Consider the following 21,922-nt stretch of genomic DNA (forward strand, 5'->3'; position numbering starts at 1 on the left):
CTCCCCGCTTTGCCTATCAGTGGGCCGTCCAGGCGCCGTCGACGGGGATGGCCGTCCCGGTCACCGAAGCGCCTGTCTCGGAGGCGAGGAAAACCGTCAGTGCGCCGATCTCCTCGACGGTTGCGAAGCGCTTGTTGGGCTGCGCGGCCAGCAGGATTTCCTTGACGACGCGGTCGCGCGGGATGCCGTGGGCCTTGGCCTGTTCCTCGATCTGCTTCTCGACGAGCGGGGTCCAGACATAGCCCGGGCAGATCGCGTTGACGGTGACGCCATACTCGGCGCCCTCCAGCGCGACCGCCTTGGTGAAGCCGACGATGCCGTGCTTGGCGGCGACGTAAGCCGATTTGAACGGTGAGCCGACGAGGCCGTGCGCCGAGGCGATGTTCACGATCCGGCCGAAGCTGCGCTCCTTCATACCGGCGAAGACGGCGCGCGTGGCGTGGAAGGCGGCCGAGAGGTTGAGCGCGATGATCGCGTCCCAGCGCTCGACCGGAAAGGCCTCGACCGGTGCGACATGCTGGATGCCGGCGTTATTGACGAGGATGTCGACCTGGCCGAAGGCCGCGACCGCGCCATCGATCAGGCTGGCAACGCCGGCCGGCTCGGCGAGATTACTGCCGTCGAAGCGCACGGTGATGTCGCCAACCGCCTCCAAACTGAGGCGCGTCTGCTCGATGGCGCGCGGATCGCCGAAGCCGTTGATCACGAGATTGGCGCCGGCATCGGCCAGCGCCCTGGCGATGCCGAGGCCGATGCCGCTGGTCGAACCGGTAACGACAGCGGTGCGGCCTGCGAGAGGGCGGGGATGGCTGGCGGTGGCGGGGGCGGCTGTGGCGTGAATGTTCATCGCATCTCTCCTTGCTGCGGAAGAGGATGCGGATGGTGGCCGGCTCCGGGAAATATCGATGCGCTGTCGTGACGATAGCTGCCGGCTATGGCGATTGTTGTTGCCGGCGCCGGGCGGCGCATGCAGCCTCTGCCACATGAACGACAGGTCCCTTGCCGAGCGCCTTGCCGAGCTGCGCCAATGGCTCGCGCGCGAGCGCCCACAGATCGCGCAGGCCTATGACCGCATGGTCGAGCATCTCGCGCAGAGCGGCGCCGGGGCCCGGGCATTGCGGGCCGGCGACCGGATACCGGCCTTCGGCCTGGTGGCGGCCGATGGCCGCTTCGTCACCTCGGCGGAGCTTCTTTCCGCCGGGCCGCTCGTGCTCAGCTTCTATCGCGGCGCCTGGTGCTCTTATTGCCAGACGGAACTGACGGCGCTGCGCGACGCCCATGACGCGATCGTTGCGCTGGGCGGGCACGTCGCCGTGGTCTCCGGCGAGATCGGCGGACGCGGCATCGCAGCGGCGCGCGAGCACGGCCTGCCCTTCGACGTGCTGAGCGACGTTGATCTCGGTCTGGCCCTGGCATTCGGCCTCGTCGTCTCGGTGCCGGGCGAAGTGCGCGAGATCTACGAGCATCTCGGCTACGATCTGGCACGCATCAACGGCAACCCGTCCTGGTTCCTGCCGATCCCGGCGACCTATGTGGTGGCGCGCGATGGCGGCATCGCAGCGGCCTTCGTCGAGCCGGATTTCCGCTACCGCATGGATCCGGCCGAGATATTGGCAACGCTGACCCGGCTCAGAGCGGCGCCAGCCTGACCGCGCAGTCCCAGTCGCGGGCCCGAGCGAGACGCAGACAAGCCTCGGTCGCGGTCTGGAAGGGGCGGCCGGCAACGAGTGCAATGGCAACGCCGCGCTCCGGAGCGGTCTCCGCGAAGGGGCGCATCGCCAGTCCCTCGATCAGCGGGACGCTCGCCGGCAGCACGCCGAAGCCGAAGCCGGACCGCACCAGCCGCTGCAATTCGTCGGTGCCCCGCACGCGATGGCGGAAGCGCACGGCGACATCCTTGCTGGCGCAGACGAATTTGAAGCGCTCGTGATCGGCGCAGTCGAGCTGCTCGATCATCTCCACGCCGGCGAGGTCATCGAGGGCGATATTGTCCTTGCGGGCCAGCGGGTGGCTCTGCGGTAAGACGAGCTGGCTGCCTTCCCGGAACAGGATCCAGCTGCGGATTCGGTCGGGCAGCTCGACCGCATCACTGAGGAAGATCAGGTCGAAATCGCCCTCCAACACGTGAGCAACGAGATCCCTGTGCGGCAGCTTCACGAGCGTGAGATCGAAACCGTTGAGGCAGGTGTTGAGGCTTTCGAGCAGGCCCGTCAGCACCTCCGCGGAAACCGTTTCGAGGATGCCGAGGCGCAAATGCGCCATATCGCCCTTGCTGACGCCGCGCGCCAACTCCTTCGCGGCCTGTGCTGCGACATAGGTACGCTCGAGGTGCGGCAGCATGAGCCTACCCAGCTCGGTCAGATGTGTGTTCTGCCGCTCGCGATGCAGGAGCAATCCGCCGAGCTCATCCTCCAGCTTCTGGATGGCGCGGGTCAGCGAGGGCTGCGCGACGTTGCATTGTTCCGCCGCGCGCGTGAAGTTCAGGCTGCGCGCGACCGCCAGGAAATAGCGGATCTGATGCATTTCCATGCCCATGGCCCCCGGATGACAGGCCTCGCCGCGCCACTCAGCGCCGACCGAGCGCCATCGGGTGGATATTCGCGGGCGCGGGCGGTTCGGTTACAGGCGACTGCCTAAATTAAGCCTCCGACCCGTGCTCCAGCGCGCCGGCATCGCGGCCGAGCATCATGGCAAGCCCGGCGGCCGCACACAGCGCCAGGCCGATGGCGAGCACGGTCGCTCCCCAGCCGAAGCGCTGGAAGACCTGGCCCAGGAAGACGCTACCGACGAGGCCACCGAGGAAATAGCTCGCGAGATAGAGCCCACTCGCCGCGCCGCGTTCGCGTTGCGCCGTCCGGCCGACATGGCCGGTCGCGATCGCCTGCGCGGCGAAGGTGCCGATGGCGAAGAGGACGAGCCCGCAGAGCACGGCCACCAGGGACGGCAACACCAGCAGCGGCAGGCCGGCGAGCGCGACGCCGAGGCTCGCCAGGAGAGCGCTCCTTGTGCCGAGGCGCAGAGCCAGCCCGCCTGCCAGGAGCGTGGTCGCGACCGACGGCGCGAAGACGAAATAGACGAAGCCGATCTCCATCATCCCGAGCGCCAAAGGCGGCGCGGCCAGGACGATGTTCACATAGGTGAACAGGCCGATGAAGGCGAAGAGGATCAGGAAGCCGAGCGCGAAGCTCGCGCGCAGCTGCGGATCGGCGAGATGAAGCCGCAGGGCGCCGGTGACGGGAGCCGTGGCTGTCGCCATCGGCGGGGCCCGCCGCACGGTGGCATGCACCAGCGCGGCGCCCGCCAGATTGAGCGCGGCGAAAGCATAGAAGGTGGTGGGCAGCCCGAACCGGTCGGCGACCGAGGCCGACAGCAGCCGCCCGGCAAAATTGCTGGCGACGTTGCCAGCAATATAGGCGGCGAAGGCCGCCGCGCCGTCACTGGCCGAATAATGCTCGCCGAGATAGGCCAGCATCAATGTGAAGGCCGCGGCCATGAACACGCCCTGCAGCACGCGCAGGCCGGTGAAGGTTGCAAGATCCGGCGCGCCGGCCAGCAGCGCGGTCGGTATCGCGAGCAGGGCGAGGCTGATCGTGATGCCACGGCGCCGGTCGATCGAGGCGCTCAGATAGGAGGTGGCAAGACTCGACAGCGCCATACCGATCGTGCTCGCATTGACCGCGACGCCCATCGCGCCGGGGCTCGCGCCATAGTGCCGGATCAGCGCCGGCAGGATCGCCTGCATGGCGAACAGATCGACCAGCGTCAGGAAGGCCGTCAGCGCGATCACGAGGGTTCGCAGCCAGGAACGCGGGTTTGTGACCGGCATCGCCATGGCGGCGGTCGGAGCGGTTTCGCTTCGCATCAGTTCCGTCCTCGGGATGCAGCCGGGCCCGGGCCCGGCTCAGTTCGGGTTTTCCTCGGTGGTGTAGAGCGCGCCGACCCGCCAGCCGTCGGGCGTGCGCACGCACAGCACATTGACGAGAAAGGCGATCTTCCGCGCATCCGCCCTTGGCCCCAGCACCAGGCTGAGCGGCTGGAAAAGAACCGCACTCACCGGACTGACCTCGACGACACGCGCTCGCTCGCGATCCGGCGTCACCTCCCAAATGTCGGCGCGCTGGAAGGCGCTCATGCGCTCGATCATCCGGTCTGCGCCCCAGAACGCCTTGCCGTCGCTGATCCAGACGAAATTCGGCGAATCCCACATCAGCGCTCGCACCGCCTTGGTGTCGCGCGCGTTCTGGGCCGCGACGAAACGCTCGTAGAGCGACGTCACGGCGCGCTCGGTCTCGGTCTCGGCCGCGGCGGGCGCAGCGAGGGACAAGGCAACCAGGGCGATGAAGACCTTCGTCATCATGACGACCTCCGACAGGGTGCGGTTTGGATCGGGGCGCCGGATCGCGGGCGGCGAAGGCCCGCCCGCATCGGCATGATCGAGCGTTACATGTCGGGATCGTCGAGCATGTCCGGCGGAACGATGTCGGAGGAGAGCAGGACCACTTCCTTGCCCGACTTGTTTTCCCACCAATGGGCGTGGCCGGGTCCGAACTCAGGCGTCCACTCGCCGGTCCGGTGGACGATGGGGACGGAGCAGAAGGCGCTGTGCTCGATGATTTCGCCGGAGGCGACGTAGACGATCGAGGGACGATCGTCGTGGCGGTGGAAGGGCACGATGCCGTTGACCGCGACGGTCAGGCGGCGCGTGCGTAGGCGCAGGTCGCCGAGATTGCGCCAGCCGGTGACGTTCACGACCGCCAGCGTTTCGCGCCGGATGCCGACGTCCGGAGCGTCTTCGATCGTGCGTGGCTGCTTCAGCTCCTTGTCGGCCGGACAAGTGCCGGCCTGGGCGGCGCCGATGCCGTGGATGATGGCAGCGGCACAGGCGGCGCCTGCCAGCAGATTGCGAATGGCGGAACCGTATCGTCTCGACATGATCGTCTCCTTCCTGATCGTCGCGCGATGTCGCGACCCGGAAGGCAGCATCCCGAAGCGGTAGGCCCGGCGGAAATACCTGGTTTCTCTGGTTTCGATAGCGGCAGGCTATTTCACCTGCGGCCCTCGAACGGCGATCATCGTCGAGATCGATGCATCGACCCGCGGCGCGGAACTCGGCCGGCACGAAACGCGGGGACGCTCCGCCGAATGGACTGTCAGGAGGACATCACCAGCGCAGGAAGCGCGGAAAGACGAGGCCGGCGAAGACGGTCACCATCGCGACGGCGAGCGTGTACCAGGTCGCCAGGAACGGCACGGTGTCGTCCGGACAATGCAGCGCATAGGCCACGACGGAGAGCCCGGCGGCGGCTAGTCCGGCACAAAGCCCGGTCAAGGTCTTGTCGATCGGTGCACCGCGCCGCGCCAGCCAGAGCAGCGCGACGAGCGGGACGAGCGCATAGAGCGGCACGTTGAACAGGCAACTGCGCCAGTAGCGCCCGAAGATCAGTGCCTGCCACTGCTCGGCCGGGGCGAGCGCCAGCGTCAGCACGGCCCAGGCTGCGACCAGTCCGACCGGGATCGCCACCAGCGGCAGCAGGCGCTTCGGCTTCAGCCCAGGCCTGAGGCTGCGCTGGAACAAGGTGAGCGCGATGGCGGCAATGCTCGCGCCGAACAGGATCTTGGCGATGACCGGCGTGGTGACGATCACGCCCGCGAGATTGCGCCGGACGCCGATGGTGAAGCCGAGCAGCGCCACCGTCAGCACGAGAGCGGCAAGGGCGGCCAGCCATGTGCCGCGGCGCAGCCAGCCGGTATCGATCGGCTGGCTGTTCGCACTCATCAGGGAAATCAGGTCGTCGGTGCGCATGGTTGGTGATCCGGGCTCCTGTCAAGCCGAATTCGCGCGGAAACGGCAAAAGGTTACTGGTCGCAAACTCATGCGGAGCGCGCTCCGCGCCGGGCGAGGAACTTCGCCATGCTCTGCAGGCCGCGATGGATCGCGACCTTGGCGGCCGTCTCGCTCATCCCCGCCGCGCCTGCCGCCTCGGCCACGCTCGCGCCCTGGAGCTTGACCTGGTCGATCAGCTTGCGCGTGCGCTCCGGCAGGGCCGCCATGGCGCGCTCCAGATCGAGCCTCGCCTCGGCCGCGACGCTCTCCGGCTGGTCCGCGAGCCGATGCGCCTCGTCGTCGAGCGGCAGGTTGCCGGCATGGCGGCCGGAGCGACGCAGATGATCGACCAGCTTGTAGCGCGCGATCGCATGCGCCCAGGCCGTCACCGGGCTGGCGGCGTCATAGGTGTGGCGCGACAGATGCAGCGCCAGCAGCGTTTCCTGCAGCACGTCCTCGGCCTCGCTCGCCTCGGTCCGGCCGGCGCGCGCCAGCATCTGGCGCAGATAGCCGCGCAGCCTCCCGCTGATCGTGTCGAGGAACAGGCGATAAGCCGCGGCATCGCCGGAAAGCGCTGCGAGGAAGACTGGTCGGAGCTGGGTTTCGAGCTCTTGCAGCGACACGTCTTGTGCTTTCACGACGGGGATTCCTGCCACGTGCGTCGCACGGCAGGCGGCAGCTCACAAGCCCGCGATGCCAAGGTGAAGCGCGTGCCGCGCCCCGTTACGCTCGCGCGGGAGCGCAAGGCTTCATCGGCGCGGCGGAGAGATGGCAGATGGCCAAAGGGCTACGGCTTCCAGCAGCGCTCGTCGGCCTCCTCCTCCTTGTCGGCATGGCGGTCGCGCAAGAGCCCAGTCCTCCAAAGTCCGGCGACGCTTGTCCCGCAGGCCCGGGCTGCGTTGTGGCGAGCGGCAGCTATCGCCTCGTCCTGCCGCCGCACGCCGCCAGGCAGCGACCGGTCGGTGCGATCATGTACTTCCATGGCTATCAGGGCTCGGCCGAGGAAACGATCGCCGATGCCGGCCTGCTCGCGGTGGCACGACGCCTCGGCGTCGCGCTGATCGCGCCCGACGGCGCCGGCCGCACCTGGTCCTATCCCGGCTCGCCCGCCCGCCACCGCGACGAATTCGCCTTCGTCGGGCAGGTGCTGGACGATGTCGCCGCGCGCTTTCCCGTCGATCCCCGGCGCATCTTGGCGAGCGGCTTCTCGCAGGGCGGCTCGATGGTCTGGTACCTCGCCTGCCGGATGCCGACACGCTTTGCTGCCTTCGCCCCGATCGCCGGCGCCTTCTGGGAGCCGCTGCCCGAAAGCTGCGAAGGCCCGCATCCGCCGCTGATCCATGTCCACGGCACGAGCGATGCGACCGTGCCGCTCGCTGGCCGTACGCTACGCTCCGGCACCCGGCAGGGCGATGTCTTCAGGAGCCTTGCGGTGCTCGCGCCGGGCAGGTGCACCGCCGGCTGGGCGCAAGCCGTCCGGACTGAGAGGATTGCGGACGCGCTCGCCTGCCGCGTCGCGACAGGCTGTGACGGACCCGCTCGGCTGGAACTCTGCCTGCATGCGGGCGGCCACGAGATCGATCCGGCCTGGATCGAGCGCGCCTGGCGGCTGACGATGCCGGCCGGATCGCCCGTCGCCGCAGGGCGAAGCGGTGTCACGTCTCCGTGATCGTGTAACCAATCCGGCGTCACGCGCGATCTCTCCCGCACAGTCGCCGCAGCGGCGAAGCGGAGAGAGACGATGCGTCACGAAAGGATAGAGGCCGCGGAGTCCGCCGGAAGCGGTCCGGACGATGTCGTGACCGGGGCCGATCTCCTGGCCGCCCAACTCGCGGCCGCCGGCGCGACCCATGCCTTCGGCATCCCCGGCGGCGAGGTGCTGGCGCTGGTCGATGCGCTCGAGCGCGCCGGCATCCGGTTCGAGCTTGCCCGGCACGAGAATGCCGCCGGCTTCATGGCCGAGGGGCTCTGGCATGCCACCGGTGCGCTGCCCGTGCTGGTCGCGACGCTCGGCCCCGGCGTCGCCAATGCGGTCAATGTCGTCGCCAATGCGCAGCAGGACCGGGTGCCGTTGATCTTCGTCACCGGCTGCGTCGATCAGGCTCTGGCCGAGAGCTACACGCATCAGGTCTTCGACCATCAGGCCGTGCTGCGCCCCCTGGTCAAGGCGAGCTTCCGCGTCGCTCCCGGCACCGAGCGCCTGGTAGTGGCCAAAGCCGTCGCCATCGCCCGGCGCGGCCGGCCCGGGCCGGTTCATATCGATCTGCCGATCTCGGTTGCCGAGGCCGACGCAATCCGGCGTGCCGTGCCAGCGTTGACATCGGTCGCACCCACCGTTCCAGCAGATCTGCGGTCGGCGCAGGCGCTGATCGCGGTGGCGCAGCGGCCTCTGGTCATCGCCGGGCTCGATCTCGTCGAGCAGGGGGGCGGCGCCGCGCTCGAGCGCTTTCTTGCCAGCACCGGGGCGCCGCTGCTCACCACCTACAAGGCGAAGGGGCTGGTGCCGGAGGATGATCGGCGCGTGATCGGTGCCGTCGGCCTCTCGCCCAAGGCCGATAGCCTCGTCCGACCGCTGATCGAGGCCGCCGACCTGGTCGTGCTCGCCGGCTACGATCCGATCGAGATGCGCCAGGGCTGGCGCCATCCCTGGCCCGCCGGCATGCCGGTCATCGACATTGTCGCCGAACCGGTCCAGCACGGCATGCACGCATCGAGCCTGCTGCTGGAGGGCGATGTCGGCACGATTCTGGCGCGCCTCGCGGAGGGGCTTCCGGCGAAGGCGACCTGGCCGGGCGGCGAGCCCGCGGCGATCCGCGCGGCTTTCCGCGCAGCCTTCGCCGTCCCTCGCGAATGGGGGCCGCATGCCGTCTTCCAAACCCTGCGCGAGATCGTTCCGGCCGGCACCGTCGCCACCGCCGATTCCGGAGCCCACCGCATCCTGCTGAGCCAGATCTGGAGTTGCGACGGGCCGCGCCAACTGCTGCAATCCAGCGGGCTGTGCACCATGGGCTGCGCCCTGCCGCTGGCGACGGGCGCGGCGCTCGGCTCCGGCCGCCCGACGCTCTGCTTCGTCGGCGATGCCGGGCTCGAGATGGTGCTCGGCGAGTTGGCGACCTTGCGCGATCTTCGCCTGCCGGTGATCATCGTCGTGCTCGTCGACCGGGCGCTCGGGCTGATCGCGCTGAAGCAGCGCCAGCTCGGCTTGACGCGCGCCGGCGTCGATATCGGCGAGACCGATTTCGCTGCCGTTGCCCGGGCGATGGGCGGGCACGGCGTTACAATCGAGCATCGCGAGACCCTCGCGCGCGAGGCGCAGGCAGCCTTCGGCCGCGAGGGCTTCACGCTGCTGGCCTGCCGCATTGATGCTTCCGGCTATGAGGGAGCGTTCTGATGGCCGCGCTCACTGCAGCGCCGGCGAAGCGGCCGCGTGACGAGCGGCTCGACCTCTTTCGCGGCCTGACCATGCTGATCATCTTCGTCGCGCATCTGCCGGCGAATAGCTGGAACGCCTGGATTCCCGCGCGCTTCGGCTTCTCCTCGGGGGCCGAGCTCTTCGTCTTCTGCTCCGGCCTCGCCAGTGCGCTCGCCTTCGGCGGCGTCTTCGCGCGCCGGGGGCTCTGGTTGGGGACGGCCCGCATCGCCTACCGTATCTGGCAGGTCTACTGGGCACAGATCGGCCTCGTCCTCGCGCTGATCGCGCTTGCAGCCGCACTCGACCGGAGCTTCGGCCTTACCGTCCTCGCGCAGCAATTCCAGCCGCTGCTCGCCGATCCGGAACGCGCCCTGCTCGGCCTCGCCACGCTCACCTGGCAGCCGGACTATCTCGATATCCTGCCGATGTATCTGGTCATCCTGGCGCTGGTACCGGTGATGATGCTGGCGCGGCGCCTTCACGCCGCGCTGCCCTTCCTGATTGCGGCCGGGCTCTACGCTGCAGTCTGGGGGAGGGGGCTCAACATTCCCGGCAATCCCTGGAACGACGCCGGCTGGTTCCTCAACCCCTTTGCCTGGCAGCTGATCTTCTTCGTCGGCTTCTTCATCGGCATGAACTGGCTGCCGGTGCCCCGGCTCGGCGACCGGCGGCTGATGCTCGCAGCCGCGCTCTTCATTCTTGTCTCGATGCCGTTGTCCTTCTGGGGCATCCTCGAGCACTGGCCGGCGGCGCAGGCGGTCCGCGATCTCGTCATCCCCGCCAGCGAGAAGACAGACCTGCATATCCTGCGCGTGCTGCACTTCCTGGCGCTCGCCTATCTCATGCTGAGCCTGCTCGAGCCCTGGCGGGACCGGCTCGACCGCGGCGCCGGTCATCTCCTCATCCTGATCGGCCGGCAATCGCTTGCGGCCTTCCTCGCCAGCGTCGTGCTGGCGCGGCTGCTGGGCACGATCGCCGACATGGCTGGGCGCAGCGAGCCCGTCACGGCACTACTCAACCTCATCGGCTTCGCGCTGATCCTCGCCACGGCGCTCGTGGTCGGCTGGTTCAAGAGCGCGCCCTGGTCGGGTCAGAAGCCGAAGCCGGTGGTCGAGCGGCAGCAGGAACCGGCCGCGGGCGCCGTGCTGGCAACACGGGTCCGTGAAGCGAGTTGAACGCCGCTTGATCGGCCCGCTGCGAACTCCCTCACAAGCGCCCTTCGCGGCGCGGCAATGGAGCAGACCATGTCTTACGCCGTTCATCACGATCTCTCCGGCGACCGGATCACCGTTGCGAGCGATGCCGCGCGCCTCGCCTGGAACGACACGCTCGAAGCGCTGATGGCCCATGCCGCGGCAACGCCCGAGCATCTCGCCCGGACGCTCGCCGCCGATCCCGATTTCGCGCTCGCCCATGCCGCCAAGGGCTTGATGCTGCTCTCTCTGGCGCGCGGCGAGTTGCTCGGCCCGGCTCGCGATTGCCTCGCCAGGGCTCATGCGGCGGCGCGCCTGCGGCCGATCACGCGGCGCGAGACGATGGTCGTCGAGGCGCTGGCGCTCTGGCTCGACGCCGCCCCGCGCCGGGCGGCGGAGCAGCTGGAGGCGATCCTCTTCGTCCATCCCTTCGACGTACTGGCGCTCAAGCTTTCGCACGGCATCCGCTTCATGCTCGGCGACCAGGACGAAATGCTGTCGAGCTTGCGCCGCGTCGCGCCTGGCTTCGGCGAGAGCCATCCACTCGCCGGCTTTGTCCATGGCTGCCATGCCTTCGCGCTCGAGGAGCGCGGCTTCTATGTCGAGGCCGAGCGGGCCGGGCGGCGCGCCGTCGAGTTGAGCCCGCGTGACGCCTGGGGGCGGCACGCCGTCGCCCACGTGCTGGAGATGACCGGCCGGGCCGATGAAGGCGTCGCCTGGCTCGGCGACGGCCGCGACATCGCCCACGCCAACAATCTGCGCTTTCATATTTTCTGGCATCTCGCTCTGTTCCGGCTGGAGCGTGGCGAGACCGGCGAGGTGCTGCGGCTCTATGACGAGGAGATCCGGGCCGAGTCGACCGACGATTATCGCGACATCGCCAATGGCGCCTCGCTGCTGGCAAGGCTCGAATTCGCCGGTGTCGATGTCGGCCAGCGCTGGGACGAACTCGCCGCCAGGGCGGAAGGCCGCGTCCATGACGGCTGTCTCGTCTTCGCCGACCTGCATTACGCCCTGTCACTGCTCGGCGCCGGACATGCCGCGGAAGCCGATGCCATCGCCCGTGGCCTGATCACGGATGCAAAGGCCCATCCCAGCGGCGAGCGGCGCGATGCGGCCCGCAACGGCGCGCTCGCCGCCTTCGGGCTGATCGCGTTCCGCGAAGGCGACTATGGCGAAGCGGCCCGTCTGCTCGGTGCTGCCCGTGACGGCCTGCTCGCCGTTGGCGGCAGCCATGCGCAGCGCGACCTATTCGAGCAGGCCTATGCCGAGAGCCTGATCCGGTCCGGCAATCACGACCGGGCCGCAGTCGTCCTGCTCGAGCGCCTGGCGCGGCGCAAGGGACACAACCGCTTCGCCAGCCGCCGGCTCGAAAAGCTCGGGCGGCTCGGAAAGACCACGAGCGGCCTCGTCGCCACGCTCGCCGTCGCTTCCACCCAGCTCGCCATCGCTCACTGATCCCACGGAGAGGATACGCCATGACCACCGCGACCATGACCCGGGGCTTCGCGCTGCCCTCCAGCCGTACCGTAATCAACCTCGCCATCGGCGGCTTCGCCGGCCTCGGCTTCTGGGAATTGTTCTCGGCGGTGCCGACCGCATGGTTCGCCGAGTATCCGCTGGAGCCGCCGGAGCTGGTGAAGTCGCTGTTCGCGCACCAGTTCGGCCTGACGCTGTCGACGCCGACCGCCAAGCTGCTGCACTTCGTCACCGGCTTCCTGTTCTACCCCCTCGGCTATTGGCTGCTGACCCGCTGGGTGAAGAGCTTCGGCATGCCGGCCGATGGCTGGATCTGGGGCGTGATCACCTATTTCATCGCGCTCGCCTTCTTCGCGCCTCTGGCCGGCCAGAACTTCCTCCTGAACGACGTGCCGCGCCTCTCCGTGATGAGCCTCGTCGGACACGCGATCTACGGTTGGCTCGCAGCCTACGTCTTTGAAGCGCTCGAAGCGCGCCGGACCTGAGCGGGAGGCGATGCCATGCTCGACAGACGCAAATTCATCCGTCTCGCGGCCGCTGCGTTCGCCGCCGCCGGTACCGCCAAAGCCGATGCGCAAGCGGACACGTCCCGCCCGGTCAACACGCTCGGCTCCCCGGACGGTGTCGCGATCCGCGGCTACGACCCGGTCGCCTATTTCCGCAATGGAGGCCCCCAGCTCGGCAAGCCGGAATTCTCGGTCCGTCATGGCGGCGCCGTCTGGCGCTTCGCCAGCGCCGAGCACAAGGCACTGTTCGAGGCCGATCCGGAGCACTATCTGCCGGCCTATGGCGGCTTTTGCGCCTATGGCACCTCGCGCGGCTATCTCGTCAAGATCGAGCCGGAAGCCTGGTCGATCGTCGATGGCAGGCTCTATCTCAACTACGATCTCGGCGTGCGCGAGACCTGGGCGCACCGGACGAGGATCTATATCGCCCGGGCCGAGGGAAATTGGCCGCGCCTCACGGCGAAGGATATCCGCTAGCCGGGAGGACCTCATGCCGGCCGGCCATCGCGACGGCGCTGTGGAAAAACACCGCCCCTGAAGCGGACGTTTCCTAAGTCGGGACAGGCCGGATTCGGAAGCTTTCCTGCTCAAGATCAATGAGTTCCTGAGCGCAGGCGGGGAGGGCACGCCGGCGATAATCAAGGCAAGCTTTTGACTGCCAAGCGGCGCCGTTCATAATCCCAAGGTATTCACCGACGGCCCGGCGCAATCAATAGCCGGCGACACTGGAGGATCCCGGAACCACTCAGATTGCTCGCTGCCGGCACCCGCGTTCGATGCTGGTTTGGAGGACGAGCGACGCCCGGTGGTGCCGAGCGTCGCCTATCTGATTGCGGACCTCGACCGACAATCGCGGCAATACTATGCCTCTCTCTTCATGAGGTTAGTTTGCATATTCAATGGCACCCGATTTCCTGTCAGCAACCTTTTGCACTTTGAACCTGTACCAAGACGCCGATTGCTCAATTTCATGTCGATTCTGTAGGATCTGAGGCGTGGTGAGGATAATCCGGGCTTGCACACAAGGCTTGCCCGGCTACAGCGCTATTGGGCGCGCCGGGCAAGCCTTGTGCACAAGCCCCAGTCGTCGTGTAAGCGAAAGCTGCAGTCAAAGCGCTTCCGAATTACTCACCCCAAAGGGAGACGCAGCCATCATAGCGATTCGGAGCAAAACAGGGTTGGCCGGAAAACCGTTCAACATCGCGAACTATGCGCTGGTGGCGCAGGTGATGGGGCTTGCCGTCGGCGAGTTCGTGCATTCCTTCGGCGACATGCATCTCCATGTGAACCATCTCGACCAGGCGAAGCTGCTGCTTGCGCGCGAGTTGCGGCCGCTGCCGACGCTGACGCTGACGCTGAATCCGGATATGACGCGGCTGGAGGATTTCAACTTCGCCGACGTGACGATCGAGGGCTATGACCCGCATCCGGCGATCAGGGCGCCGATTGCGGTATGAGCCTCGTTATACGTTCCGCGCGACCGGGCGAGGCCGGGCTCGTCCTCGGGTTCATCAAGGCGCTCGCCGACTACGAGCGGCTGGCGCATGAGGTCGTTGCCACAGAGGCCGAGATCACCGAGGCGATCTTCGGCGCGAACCCGCGCGCCTTTTGCGACATTGCCGAATGGGATGGCGAGCCGGCCGGCTTCTCGGTGTGGTTCTACACCTACTCGACCTTCAGCGGCCGGCACGGCATCTGGCTGGAGGATCTGTTCGTGCACCCGCATCTGCGCGGCAAGGGCATCGGCAAGGCGCTGATCGCGGCGCTGGCGAAGCGCTGCGTCGCCGAGGGGCTGCCGCGCCTCGCCTGGTGGGTGCTGAACTGGAACGAGCCCTCGCGCGTGTTCTACCGCTCGATCGGCGCGAAGGCGCAGGACGAGTGGACCGTGAAGCGGCTCGATGGCGAGGCGCTGGCGCGGCTGGCGGGCGAGGGTTGAACGATGACGCAGCTTCCCGTCGTCCTGATCGCGGCGATCGCCGATAACGGCGTCATCGGCGACGACAACCGCCTGATCTGGCGGTTGAAGACTGACCTCAGGCGCTTCCGCCACCTGACTACGGGCTGTCCGATCATCATGGGACGCAAGACGTTCCATTCGATCGGCAAGCCGTTGCCCGGGCGCGAGACGGTGGTCCTGACGCGCGACACGCATTTCAGCGCGGAAGGCGTTCACGTCGCGCATTCTCTCGAGGCGGCCATGGCCAAGGCGCAAGTGCTGGGGCAGGCGATGAGCGCGCATTCCGTCATCATTGGCGGCGGCACCGAGATTTATGCCCAGGCGCTGCCTTTGGCCGATCGGCTGGAGCTGACGCTGGTCCATGCGACGCCGGAAGGCGACGCGCTGTTTCCCGAATGGGACCGTTCGGCCTTCGCTGCCGAGGGGCGCGAAAGCCACCCGGCCGGCCCCGAAGACGAGCATCCGTTTACCTTCGCGACGTTTCGCCGCCGGGCCTGAACGGGTTTGCGTTGATGATGAATGCCTTGCGTCGTTGACGAATCCATGGCCCATGCCCAATTCAGCCCAGCACGCTCCGGCTGTGGGCGCTGACAAACGACCGCCATTCGCCTATTGCAGGGCGGTCGGCTGAGAAAGGGAACGGCGCGAGTATGCCTTGGAGCAACCAGAGCGGCGGCGGCAACAACGGGGGCGGACCCTGGGGCCAGCGCGGGGGAAGCGGCGGCGGCGGAGGCGGTCCCTGGGGCGGCGGCTCCGGCGGCGGCAATAGCGGCCCGCCCGATCTGGAGGACATCCTGCGCCGCAGCCAGGATCGGCTGAGGAACATGATGCCGGGCGGCAATCTCGGCAGCCGCGGCCTCATCTTCGGCATTCTCGCCCTGATCGCGGTCTGGCTGCTGACGGGCTGGTACATCGTCCGCCCGAACGAGGTCGGCCTCAACCTGCGTTTCGGCCGTTTCATCGGCAAGACCGGCGAAGGCCTGAACTATAACTGGCCCTATCCGATCGGCAGCGTGATCAAGCCGCAGGTGACGAACGTCATCACCACCGAGGTCGGTTTCCGGACCGTCGAATCCGTGCGCGCCTCGCGCCAGTCCGACGTGATCGAGGAAAGCCTGATGCTCACCGGCGACGAAAACATCGTCGACATCGACGTGATCGTGCAGTGGCAGATCGATCCGGCCGCGCCGGAGAACTACGTCTTCAACATCCAGGATCCGCCGGGGACCGTGAAGGCCGTGGCCGAGAGCGCGATGCGCGAGATCATCGGCCGGCGCAACATTCAGCCGGTGCTGACGACGGACCGCGCCGCGATCGAGACCGAGGTGCGCCAGCTCATGCAGGAGACCCTGAACAGCTACAATGCGGGCGTGCAGATCCGCCTCGTGCAGCTCCAGAAGGTCGATCCGCCGCAACAGGTCATCGACGCCTTCCGCGACGTCCAGGCGGCGCGAGCAGACCAGGAGCGGCTGCGCAACGAGGCGCAGACCTATGCCAACCGCGTCGTGCCGGAATCGCGTGGTCGCGCGGCCCAGCTCGTCCAGGCGGCCGAAGCTTTCAAGGAGCAGACGGTCGCTGAGGCGCTCGGACAGGCGAGCCGCTTCAATGCGGTCTATCAGCAGTACAAGAAGGCTCCGGCCGTGACCCGCGAACGTCTCTTCCTCGAGACGATGGAGCGCGTCCTCGGCGGCACCGACAAGGTCATCCTCGACAATTCGGGCAGCGGGCAGGGCGTCGTCCCTTATTTGCCGCTCGACCAGTTGCAGCAGCGGCGCCCCGCTCCTGGCGCCCCCCAGACGGGAGCTGTCCGATGAACGGCGGCATCATCCGCATCGGCCTGCTCGTCGTCCTCGCGATCGTGGCCGTCGTCTTCTACGCCATGACCTTCGTGGTCCAGCAGACGCAGTCGGCGCTCGTGCTGCGCTTCGGCGCGGTGCGCAGCGTCGTCACAGAGCCCGGCCTCTATTTCAAGCTGCCGGCGCCGTTCGAGCAGGTGACCCTGCTCGACAACCGCATCCTCGATCTCGACCTGCCGGCACAGGAAATCATCGCCTCCGACCAGAAGCGCCTGGTGGTCGATGCCTTCACGCGCTATCGCATCTCCGATCCGCTGAAGTTCTACCAGGCGGTCAACAACATCCCGCGTGCGAACTCGCAGCTCGCCTCGATCGTGAACGGCAATGTCCGCAGCGTCCTGGCGGAGGCGAGTTTCACCTCGATGGTCCGCAACGATCGGGCACGCCTGATGAACCGCATCCGCGACGAGGTGAACCGTGAGGCGGCCCGCTTCGGCATGACGGTCGTCGATGTCCGCCTGCGCCGCGTCGATCTGCCGGCGGCGAACTCGGCGGCGGTGTTCCAGCGCATGCAGACGGAACGCCAGCGCGAGGCGGCCGAAGCCCGTGCGCTCGGCGCCCAGCAGGCGCAGGAGATCCGGGCGAGAGCCGACAGGGAGTCCACCGTGATCGTCGCCGAGGCGCAGCGCCGCTCCGACGAGATCCGCGGCGAGGGCGAGGGCGAGCGCAACCGCGTCTTCGCCGAAGCCTTCGGACAGGACGAGGAGTTCTTCACCTTCTATCGCTCGATGCAGGCCTATGAGGCCAGCATCAAGCCGGGCGATACCAAGATGGTGCTGTCTCCCGATTCGCCGTTCTTCCGGTTCTTCAACGGCCCCAATGCGCCCCGGCGTGATGCGGCTCCAGCCACGCCGGCGACGCCGGCGCCGGCACGGCCCTGATTCCACCATAGGCGTCGCGTATGTTCGATTTCATCGCGGCGCTGGGCCTGGTTTTCGCGATTGAAGGCATCCTGTTCGCAGCGGTGCCGAACCTCGCCAAGGATGCGCTTCGCAGCGCCGCCGAGACGCCGCCGGAACGCATGAGACTGATCGGCCTCGGTTCGGCGGTGCTCGGCGTCCTGCTGGTCTGGTTCGCCCGGGGCTGAAGCCGCGACGGGCGCACGCGATCGTGTTCGATAGCATGCTCGTGTGTCGACCTTCCGCCGCAATTCGGGGTTCAATCTAGGTTAGCGCTTCATTTTAGGTTAGCTTTTCGCGCCGAGCGGCTCGCCCGAATTTTCTTTCACGAGGACACTGATGGCAAATTATCTCGCCTCTGCTTCCGGCTCTCCGGCTTCGGCCTCGCCCTCCCTGGCGTCCCGCGCGCGCCGGGCCATGCTGGTGGCGAGCGTTGGGGGACTTTCCCTGCTCGCGGCCCCGGTGATGGCCCCGGCCCAGACGGCGTCGGCGCCGATCCTCGAGGGACGGGTGTCGCTTGCCGATCTCGCCGAACGGGTGATGCCGGCAGTGGTCAACATCGCGGCGGTGACGACGAGCGATACGCGCGGCCGGACCCTGCCGCAGATTCCGCAGCTCGGCCCCGACACGCCTTTCGGCGATCTGTTCGAGGAATTCTTCAACCGTCGTGGACAGGGGCAGCAGGGCCAGCAAGGCCAGGGCCAGGCGCCTCAGCAGCGCCGTTCGCAGTCGGCCGGTTCAGGCTTCGTGATCGACGCGTCCGGCATCGTCGTCACGAACAACCATGTCATCGGCGACGCCAACGAGATCACCGTGATCTTCAACAGTGGCCTGCGCCTCAAGGCCGAGGTGATCGGCAAGGACGCGAAGGTCGATCTCGCGGTACTCAGGGTGAAGCACGACAAGCCGCTGCCGGCGGTGAAGTTCGGCGATTCCGACAAGATGCGGATCGGCGATCCCGTCATGGCGATCGGCAACCCGTTCGGGCTGGGCGGCTCGGTCTCGTCGGGTATCGTCTCGGCGCGCAATCGCGACATCCAGCAGGGTCCCTACGACACCTATATCCAGACCGATGCTGCCATCAACAAGGGCAATTCGGGTGGGCCGCTGTTCAACATGGCGGGTGAGGTGATCGGCATCAACACGGCGATCCTGTCGCCCACCGGCGGTTCGGTCGGCATCGGCTTTGCCGTGCCGTCGGCCTTGGCCAGCAACATCGTCGACCAGCTCAAGGAATTCGGCGAGACCCGTCGCGGCTGGCTCGGCGTGCGTATCCAGAGCGTCGACGACGCGACCGCCGAGGCGCTGGGCCTGGGCACGGCGCGGGGCGCCCTCGTCGCCGGCATCGACGACAAGGGCCCGGCCAAGCCGGCCGGCCTGGAGGTCGGCGACGTCGTGACCAAGTTCGACGGCAAGGAGGTCAAGGATTCCCGCGACCTGCCGCGCATCGTCGCCGCGACGCCGGTCGGCAAGGACGTGCCGATCACGATCATGCGCAAGGGCAAGGAAGAGGTGAAGACGGTCAAGCTCGGCCGTCTGGAGGACGGCGAGAAGGTCCAGCCGGCTTCGGCCCGGACGCCGGCCGAACCCGCGAAGCCCGCCGTCACCACCGCGCTCGGGCTCGAATTCTCGCCGCAGACCGAGGAGCTCCGCAAGCGCTACTCGATCAAGGACGGCGTCAAGGGCGTGATCATCACCAAGGTCGATCCCAACTCCAACGCCGCCGACAAGCGTGTGCTGGTCGGGGAGCTGGTCGTCGAGATCGGTCAGGAAGCGGTGAATTCGCCCGAGGACGTGACCAAGCGGCTCGATGCGCTCAAGAAGGAGGGCAAGAAGTCGGCCCTGCTCCTGGTCGCGAACGCCCAGGGCGAAGTCCGTTTCGTCGCCGTGTCGATGAACTGACCGAATTCGGTCATTCCTGTTTGGAGAGGCGCCCTGCTGCAGGGCGCCTTTCTTTTTGCGCGCCGCGGTTGCAATCGGGGCTGATGGATGCTTAATTCGGGTTATGATGACGGTAGGTCAGACGGCATGGCTGCCGGCACCGACCAGTCTCGCATCGTGGCCGCACTGGATCGCCCTACATGCCGCTCGGGATCGACTGGCGGGGATGGATCGACCGCTTCAAGGCGGCCGTCGGTCGCTTTTTGACCTGGGCGAGAGGCGGGAGCGTCCGCTATTACCGCCACGCCTTCCTCATCCTCGCGCTGGCCCTGCTGCTCGTCGTCGCCTTTCGAGTCCTGAGCAAGCGCAGCCTCGACCTCGAGCAAACCGAACTCGCAGAGGTCTGGAATACGAGCATCGCAAGGCTGGGCATCACGCCTGTGTTTCCCCCGGCGGAGGACATCAGGGTCGGCGATGTGTGGGCCGTTGTCGCCGGTGCCGAGGAGAGGCCGTTGCTCGGGCGCGGCGTCCGGATCGGCCATATCAATCTGCGCCCCGACATGGTGGCGGAGGCTGCCGGGCGGCCGGTCTTTGCCGCCACGGCGGAACTGAAGCCGGGGCAATCGGCACGTGGCCTGATGGAAACCGAGGAGGGGGGCGACAAGCCGAACGATCGGATACGGTTGTCGCTCGCGGCCTTTCCGGGCGTCACGATCACGCGGACCCTGCAGGGCGGCGGCCAGTTCTCCGCGTTCTGGACCGCTCTCGGCTTCGCCGAAAGCCAGTCCGATGTCGAGGAACTGCGCATCCCGGTGGCCGAAACCTATGGCGTCTCAGCGCCGGTGGCCGCAGGCAGGCTCGATGAATGGTGCGCAGCGGAGGAGACACAACTCTACTGTCGCGACGAGTTCCTGCGCCGGGTGATGGCGTTTGCCGTTGGCGACGTCGTCCTTGCCACGCGCAATGGCGGCTATCAGGTCAAACTACAATTGCGGCTGATCAGCCACGTCTTCATGACACGGGAGATCAAGCAGCGGCGCGGACGGGACGCGCTGCAGGCGGTTGCGGTCGGTCAAGCCGCGAGCCGGCCCGCGGGAGAGGCCGGCGCGGTTCCTTCCGTTGGCTACGGACGCGGCAGTGGCGAGACGGCTCAGCTGGATCAGGTCTTCAACCGGCCCGTGGTCTTCGGATTTCGCGCCATCTCGGCGGCGGTGAAGCCATCGCAGCCGCAGAAGGAGGCCCTGCAATGAAATGCGCCGCTCTCGCTGTCTTGTGCTGCCTCGCTTTGGCTTCGCCCGGCCGGGCCCAGCAGGCGCCTACGCAGCCACCCGCCGATCAGGCCAATCCTCCGGCGGCGGCCGAACCGCCGATCTGCAAGCCTTATCCGGCCTGCCGGACTTCCATGTCGCCGCTTGTTCCGAGCGCGCCTCCCGGCGCGCTGGTAACTCAAGGTCGGCGGCCCGATGATCTGCTATTCAAGGAATGGGCGGGACGCCTGCAAGTCGACCCGCATTCATTCAGGCTCCCGTCCCGAACGGAAACCTGATCGGGCCTCGACGTTCGATCTTTCCGTCACTCGGCGCCATGCAGGGATGACGGCGATGCGCTTCTGTTCCGCTCGCGTCGGTGGCAAAGTCGCGTGATGGCGGCCCGCCGGCGGAGCGTTTCCATGCGAATCAGCGACATTCCCTTCGTCACGACCGACTGGTCGACGATTCCCGCCGAGCGGCATGCGGGCGAGGTCGGCGAAGCGATCTGGCGCACCCAGTATTTCGGGCCGGAGGAGAACCGGATCCGGGTCCGGATGGTCGAATACACACCGGGCTACGTCGCCGATCACTGGTGCTCGAAGGGCCATATCATCCTGTGCCTCGAAGGCGCGATGGAGACGACGCTGGAGGACGGGCGGGTGATGCCGCTCAGGGCGGGCATGACCTATCAGGTCGCCGACGGCGCCGAGGCGCATCGCTCCAGCACTGCGACCGGCGCGAAGCTGTTCATCGTCGACTGATCAGCGGACGATCTGCGCGCCCGTATAGCCCTGGGCGTAGAGCAGGGCGGTGAGATCGGCATGGTCGAGCCGGGCATCGGCGGCGGCGGCGACCGCCGGCTTGGCGCGGAAGGCGACGCCGAGGCCGGCCTCGCCGAGCATGGCCAGATCATTGGCGCCGTCGCCGACGGCCAGCGTCTGTGCGGGAGCAAGGCCCCGTTGGGCGCGCAGTTCGACGAGGGCATCGAGCTTGGCTTGCTTGCCGAGGATCGGATCGGCGACCTCGCCGCGCAGGATGCCGTCATCGGCCAGCAGGATATTGGAGCGATGCTCGTCGAAGCCGATCGTCGCGCCGATCGGGCCGGTGAAGACGGTGAAACCGCCCGAGACGAGGGCCGTATAGGCCCCGTTGGCACGCATCGTCATGACGAGCTCGCGCCCGCCGGGCGTCAGCGTGATGCGCTGCGCGATGATCTCGTCGACCACGCCGAGCGGCACCCCCTTGAGCAACGCGACACGCTCGCGCAGCGCCGGCTCGAAGGCGATCTCGCCGCGCATGGCGCGCTCGGTGATGCCGGAGACCTTCTCCTTCAGCCCGACATAGGCGGCGAGTTCGTCGATGCACTCCTGGCCGATCATGGTCGAGTCCATATCGGCGAGGAACAGGGCCTTGTGCCGCGTGGCGGCCGGCTGGACGATGATGTCGATCGCGGCCTCGCCAAGCAGCACGCGCAGATCAGCTTCGAGCTTGCGCGCGTCGCCGGCTTCCGCGAAGAGATCGGCGGCGATCTCGCCGTCGAGGCGGTGGCTGCGCAAGGCGCCGGGCAGGGCGCTCTCGACATGCTTCAGCAGCGCATTGTCGATCAGAGCCTGTCCATGGGCGGAAACCAGTGTCGCGACGAACATGTGAAGGGCCGGGGCAAGG

At 67.6% G+C, this 21,922-nt stretch carries 23 protein-coding genes and 1 pseudogene; 16 read left to right on the forward strand and 8 right to left on the reverse strand.

Features of this window, described 5'->3' with window-relative positions:
* Window positions 1-16: 16 nt before the first annotated feature.
* The gene (locus tag AC1RMY_RS06850) at window positions 17-847 is read right to left on the reverse strand and encodes a 3-hydroxybutyrate dehydrogenase (RefSeq protein WP_492863200.1); all 831 of its coding nucleotides are present in this window, start codon (window positions 845-847) and stop codon (window positions 17-19) included.
* 136 nt (window positions 848-983) lie between these two features.
* Between AC1RMY_RS06850 and AC1RMY_RS06855 the strand changes: the two genes are divergently transcribed.
* Window positions 984-1,649, forward strand: a complete 666-nt coding sequence (locus tag AC1RMY_RS06855; protein WP_492863201.1) for a peroxiredoxin-like family protein — start codon at window positions 984-986, stop codon at window positions 1,647-1,649.
* On the opposite strand, the gene AC1RMY_RS06860 is transcribed toward AC1RMY_RS06855, so the two are convergent.
* The 6 genes from AC1RMY_RS06860 to AC1RMY_RS06885 all read right to left on the reverse strand — a co-directional run bounded on the left by AC1RMY_RS06860 (window position 1,630) and on the right by AC1RMY_RS06885 (window position 6,462).
* Window positions 1,630-2,529: a LysR family transcriptional regulator gene (locus AC1RMY_RS06860; RefSeq protein ID WP_492863202.1), complete on the reverse strand. Its 900-nt coding sequence runs from the start codon at window positions 2,527-2,529 to the stop codon at window positions 1,630-1,632. The genes AC1RMY_RS06855 and AC1RMY_RS06860 overlap by 20 nt on opposite strands.
* A 109-nt stretch (window positions 2,530-2,638) precedes the next feature.
* On the reverse strand, window positions 2,639-3,862 hold the full coding sequence (locus tag AC1RMY_RS06865; protein ID WP_492863203.1) for an MFS transporter: 1,224 nt from the start codon (window positions 3,860-3,862) through the stop codon (window positions 2,639-2,641).
* Window positions 3,863-3,901: 39 nt separating this feature from the next.
* The gene (locus AC1RMY_RS06870; RefSeq protein WP_492863204.1) at window positions 3,902-4,357 is read right to left on the reverse strand and encodes a DUF4440 domain-containing protein; all 456 of its coding nucleotides are present in this window, start codon (window positions 4,355-4,357) and stop codon (window positions 3,902-3,904) included.
* 83 nt (window positions 4,358-4,440) lie between these two features.
* Window positions 4,441-4,932, reverse strand: coding sequence for a cupin domain-containing protein (locus AC1RMY_RS06875; protein WP_492863205.1), 492 nt, complete (start codon window positions 4,930-4,932; stop codon window positions 4,441-4,443).
* Between the two features lie 229 nt (window positions 4,933-5,161).
* On the reverse strand, window positions 5,162-5,803 hold the full coding sequence (locus AC1RMY_RS06880) for an NrsF family protein (protein ID WP_492863206.1): 642 nt from the start codon (window positions 5,801-5,803) through the stop codon (window positions 5,162-5,164).
* Between the two features lie 68 nt (window positions 5,804-5,871).
* On the reverse strand, window positions 5,872-6,462 hold the full coding sequence (locus AC1RMY_RS06885; RefSeq protein ID WP_492863207.1) for a sigma-70 family RNA polymerase sigma factor: 591 nt from the start codon (window positions 6,460-6,462) through the stop codon (window positions 5,872-5,874).
* A 263-nt stretch (window positions 6,463-6,725) separates the two neighbouring features.
* On the opposite strand from AC1RMY_RS06885, the gene AC1RMY_RS06890 reads away from it, so the two are divergent.
* The 15 genes and pseudogenes from AC1RMY_RS06890 to AC1RMY_RS06960 all read left to right on the forward strand — a co-directional run bounded on the left by AC1RMY_RS06890 (window position 6,726) and on the right by AC1RMY_RS06960 (window position 21,018).
* Window positions 6,726-7,493, forward strand: coding sequence for a CE1 family esterase (locus AC1RMY_RS06890; protein WP_492863208.1), 768 nt, complete (start codon window positions 6,726-6,728; stop codon window positions 7,491-7,493).
* Window positions 7,494-7,565: 72 nt separating this feature from the next.
* Window positions 7,566-9,215 (forward strand): thiamine pyrophosphate-binding protein, encoded by a 1,650-nt coding sequence (locus AC1RMY_RS06895; RefSeq protein ID WP_492863209.1) that lies wholly within the window; start codon window positions 7,566-7,568, stop codon window positions 9,213-9,215.
* Window positions 9,215-10,411, forward strand: coding sequence for an OpgC family protein (locus AC1RMY_RS06900; protein ID WP_492863210.1), 1,197 nt, complete (start codon window positions 9,215-9,217; stop codon window positions 10,409-10,411). Before AC1RMY_RS06895 ends, AC1RMY_RS06900 begins: the two co-directional genes overlap by 1 nt.
* Before the next feature lie 69 nt (window positions 10,412-10,480).
* Window positions 10,481-11,887, forward strand: a complete 1,407-nt coding sequence (locus tag AC1RMY_RS06905; protein ID WP_492863211.1) for a tetratricopeptide repeat protein — start codon at window positions 10,481-10,483, stop codon at window positions 11,885-11,887.
* Window positions 11,888-11,907: 20 nt separating this feature from the next.
* The gene (locus AC1RMY_RS06910) at window positions 11,908-12,393 is read left to right on the forward strand and encodes a hypothetical protein (protein WP_492863212.1); all 486 of its coding nucleotides are present in this window, start codon (window positions 11,908-11,910) and stop codon (window positions 12,391-12,393) included.
* 15 nt (window positions 12,394-12,408) lie between these two features.
* Complete coding sequence (locus tag AC1RMY_RS06915) at window positions 12,409-12,891, forward strand: YHS domain-containing (seleno)protein (RefSeq protein WP_492863213.1); 483 nt, start codon at window positions 12,409-12,411, stop codon at window positions 12,889-12,891.
* 707 nt (window positions 12,892-13,598) lie between these two features.
* Window positions 13,599-13,871, forward strand: a pseudogene (locus AC1RMY_RS06920) (thymidylate synthase); the annotation flags it as partial.
* Window positions 13,868-14,350 carry a GNAT family N-acetyltransferase gene (locus AC1RMY_RS06925; protein WP_492863214.1) on the forward strand — a complete coding sequence of 161 codons (483 nt, stop codon included), beginning with the start codon at window positions 13,868-13,870 and terminating at the stop codon, window positions 14,348-14,350. The pseudogene AC1RMY_RS06920 and the gene AC1RMY_RS06925, both read left to right, overlap by 4 nt.
* Before the next feature lie 3 nt (window positions 14,351-14,353).
* Entirely contained in the window at window positions 14,354-14,869 is a 516-nt protein-coding gene (locus AC1RMY_RS06930) for a dihydrofolate reductase (protein WP_492863215.1), read from the forward strand.
* 152 nt (window positions 14,870-15,021) lie between these two features.
* Complete coding sequence (hflK, locus tag AC1RMY_RS06935; protein WP_492863216.1) at window positions 15,022-16,185, forward strand: FtsH protease activity modulator HflK; 1,164 nt, start codon at window positions 15,022-15,024, stop codon at window positions 16,183-16,185.
* Window positions 16,182-17,108 (forward strand): protease modulator HflC, encoded by a 927-nt coding sequence (hflC, locus tag AC1RMY_RS06940; protein ID WP_492863217.1) that lies wholly within the window; start codon window positions 16,182-16,184, stop codon window positions 17,106-17,108. Before hflK ends, hflC begins: the two co-directional genes overlap by 4 nt.
* Before the next feature lie 20 nt (window positions 17,109-17,128).
* Window positions 17,129-17,314, forward strand: a complete 186-nt coding sequence (locus tag AC1RMY_RS06945) for a DUF2065 domain-containing protein (RefSeq protein ID WP_492863218.1) — start codon at window positions 17,129-17,131, stop codon at window positions 17,312-17,314.
* Between the two features lie 151 nt (window positions 17,315-17,465).
* Complete coding sequence (locus AC1RMY_RS06950; protein ID WP_492863219.1) at window positions 17,466-19,028, forward strand: Do family serine endopeptidase; 1,563 nt, start codon at window positions 17,466-17,468, stop codon at window positions 19,026-19,028.
* A 179-nt stretch (window positions 19,029-19,207) separates the two neighbouring features.
* Window positions 19,208-20,257 (forward strand): hypothetical protein, encoded by a 1,050-nt coding sequence (locus tag AC1RMY_RS06955; protein ID WP_492863220.1) that lies wholly within the window; start codon window positions 19,208-19,210, stop codon window positions 20,255-20,257.
* Window positions 20,258-20,676: 419 nt separating this feature from the next.
* Complete coding sequence (locus tag AC1RMY_RS06960; protein ID WP_492863221.1) at window positions 20,677-21,018, forward strand: DHCW motif cupin fold protein; 342 nt, start codon at window positions 20,677-20,679, stop codon at window positions 21,016-21,018.
* Here AC1RMY_RS06960 and serB read toward each other — a convergent pair whose 3' ends face one another.
* Window positions 21,019-21,903, reverse strand: a complete 885-nt coding sequence (serB, locus tag AC1RMY_RS06965) for a phosphoserine phosphatase SerB (protein WP_492863222.1) — start codon at window positions 21,901-21,903, stop codon at window positions 21,019-21,021. It abuts the gene before it with no gap.
* Window positions 21,904-21,922 lie beyond the last annotated feature (19 nt).

It is taken from the genome of Allobosea sp. GW822-FHT03F07 (genome assembly GCF_058801345.1).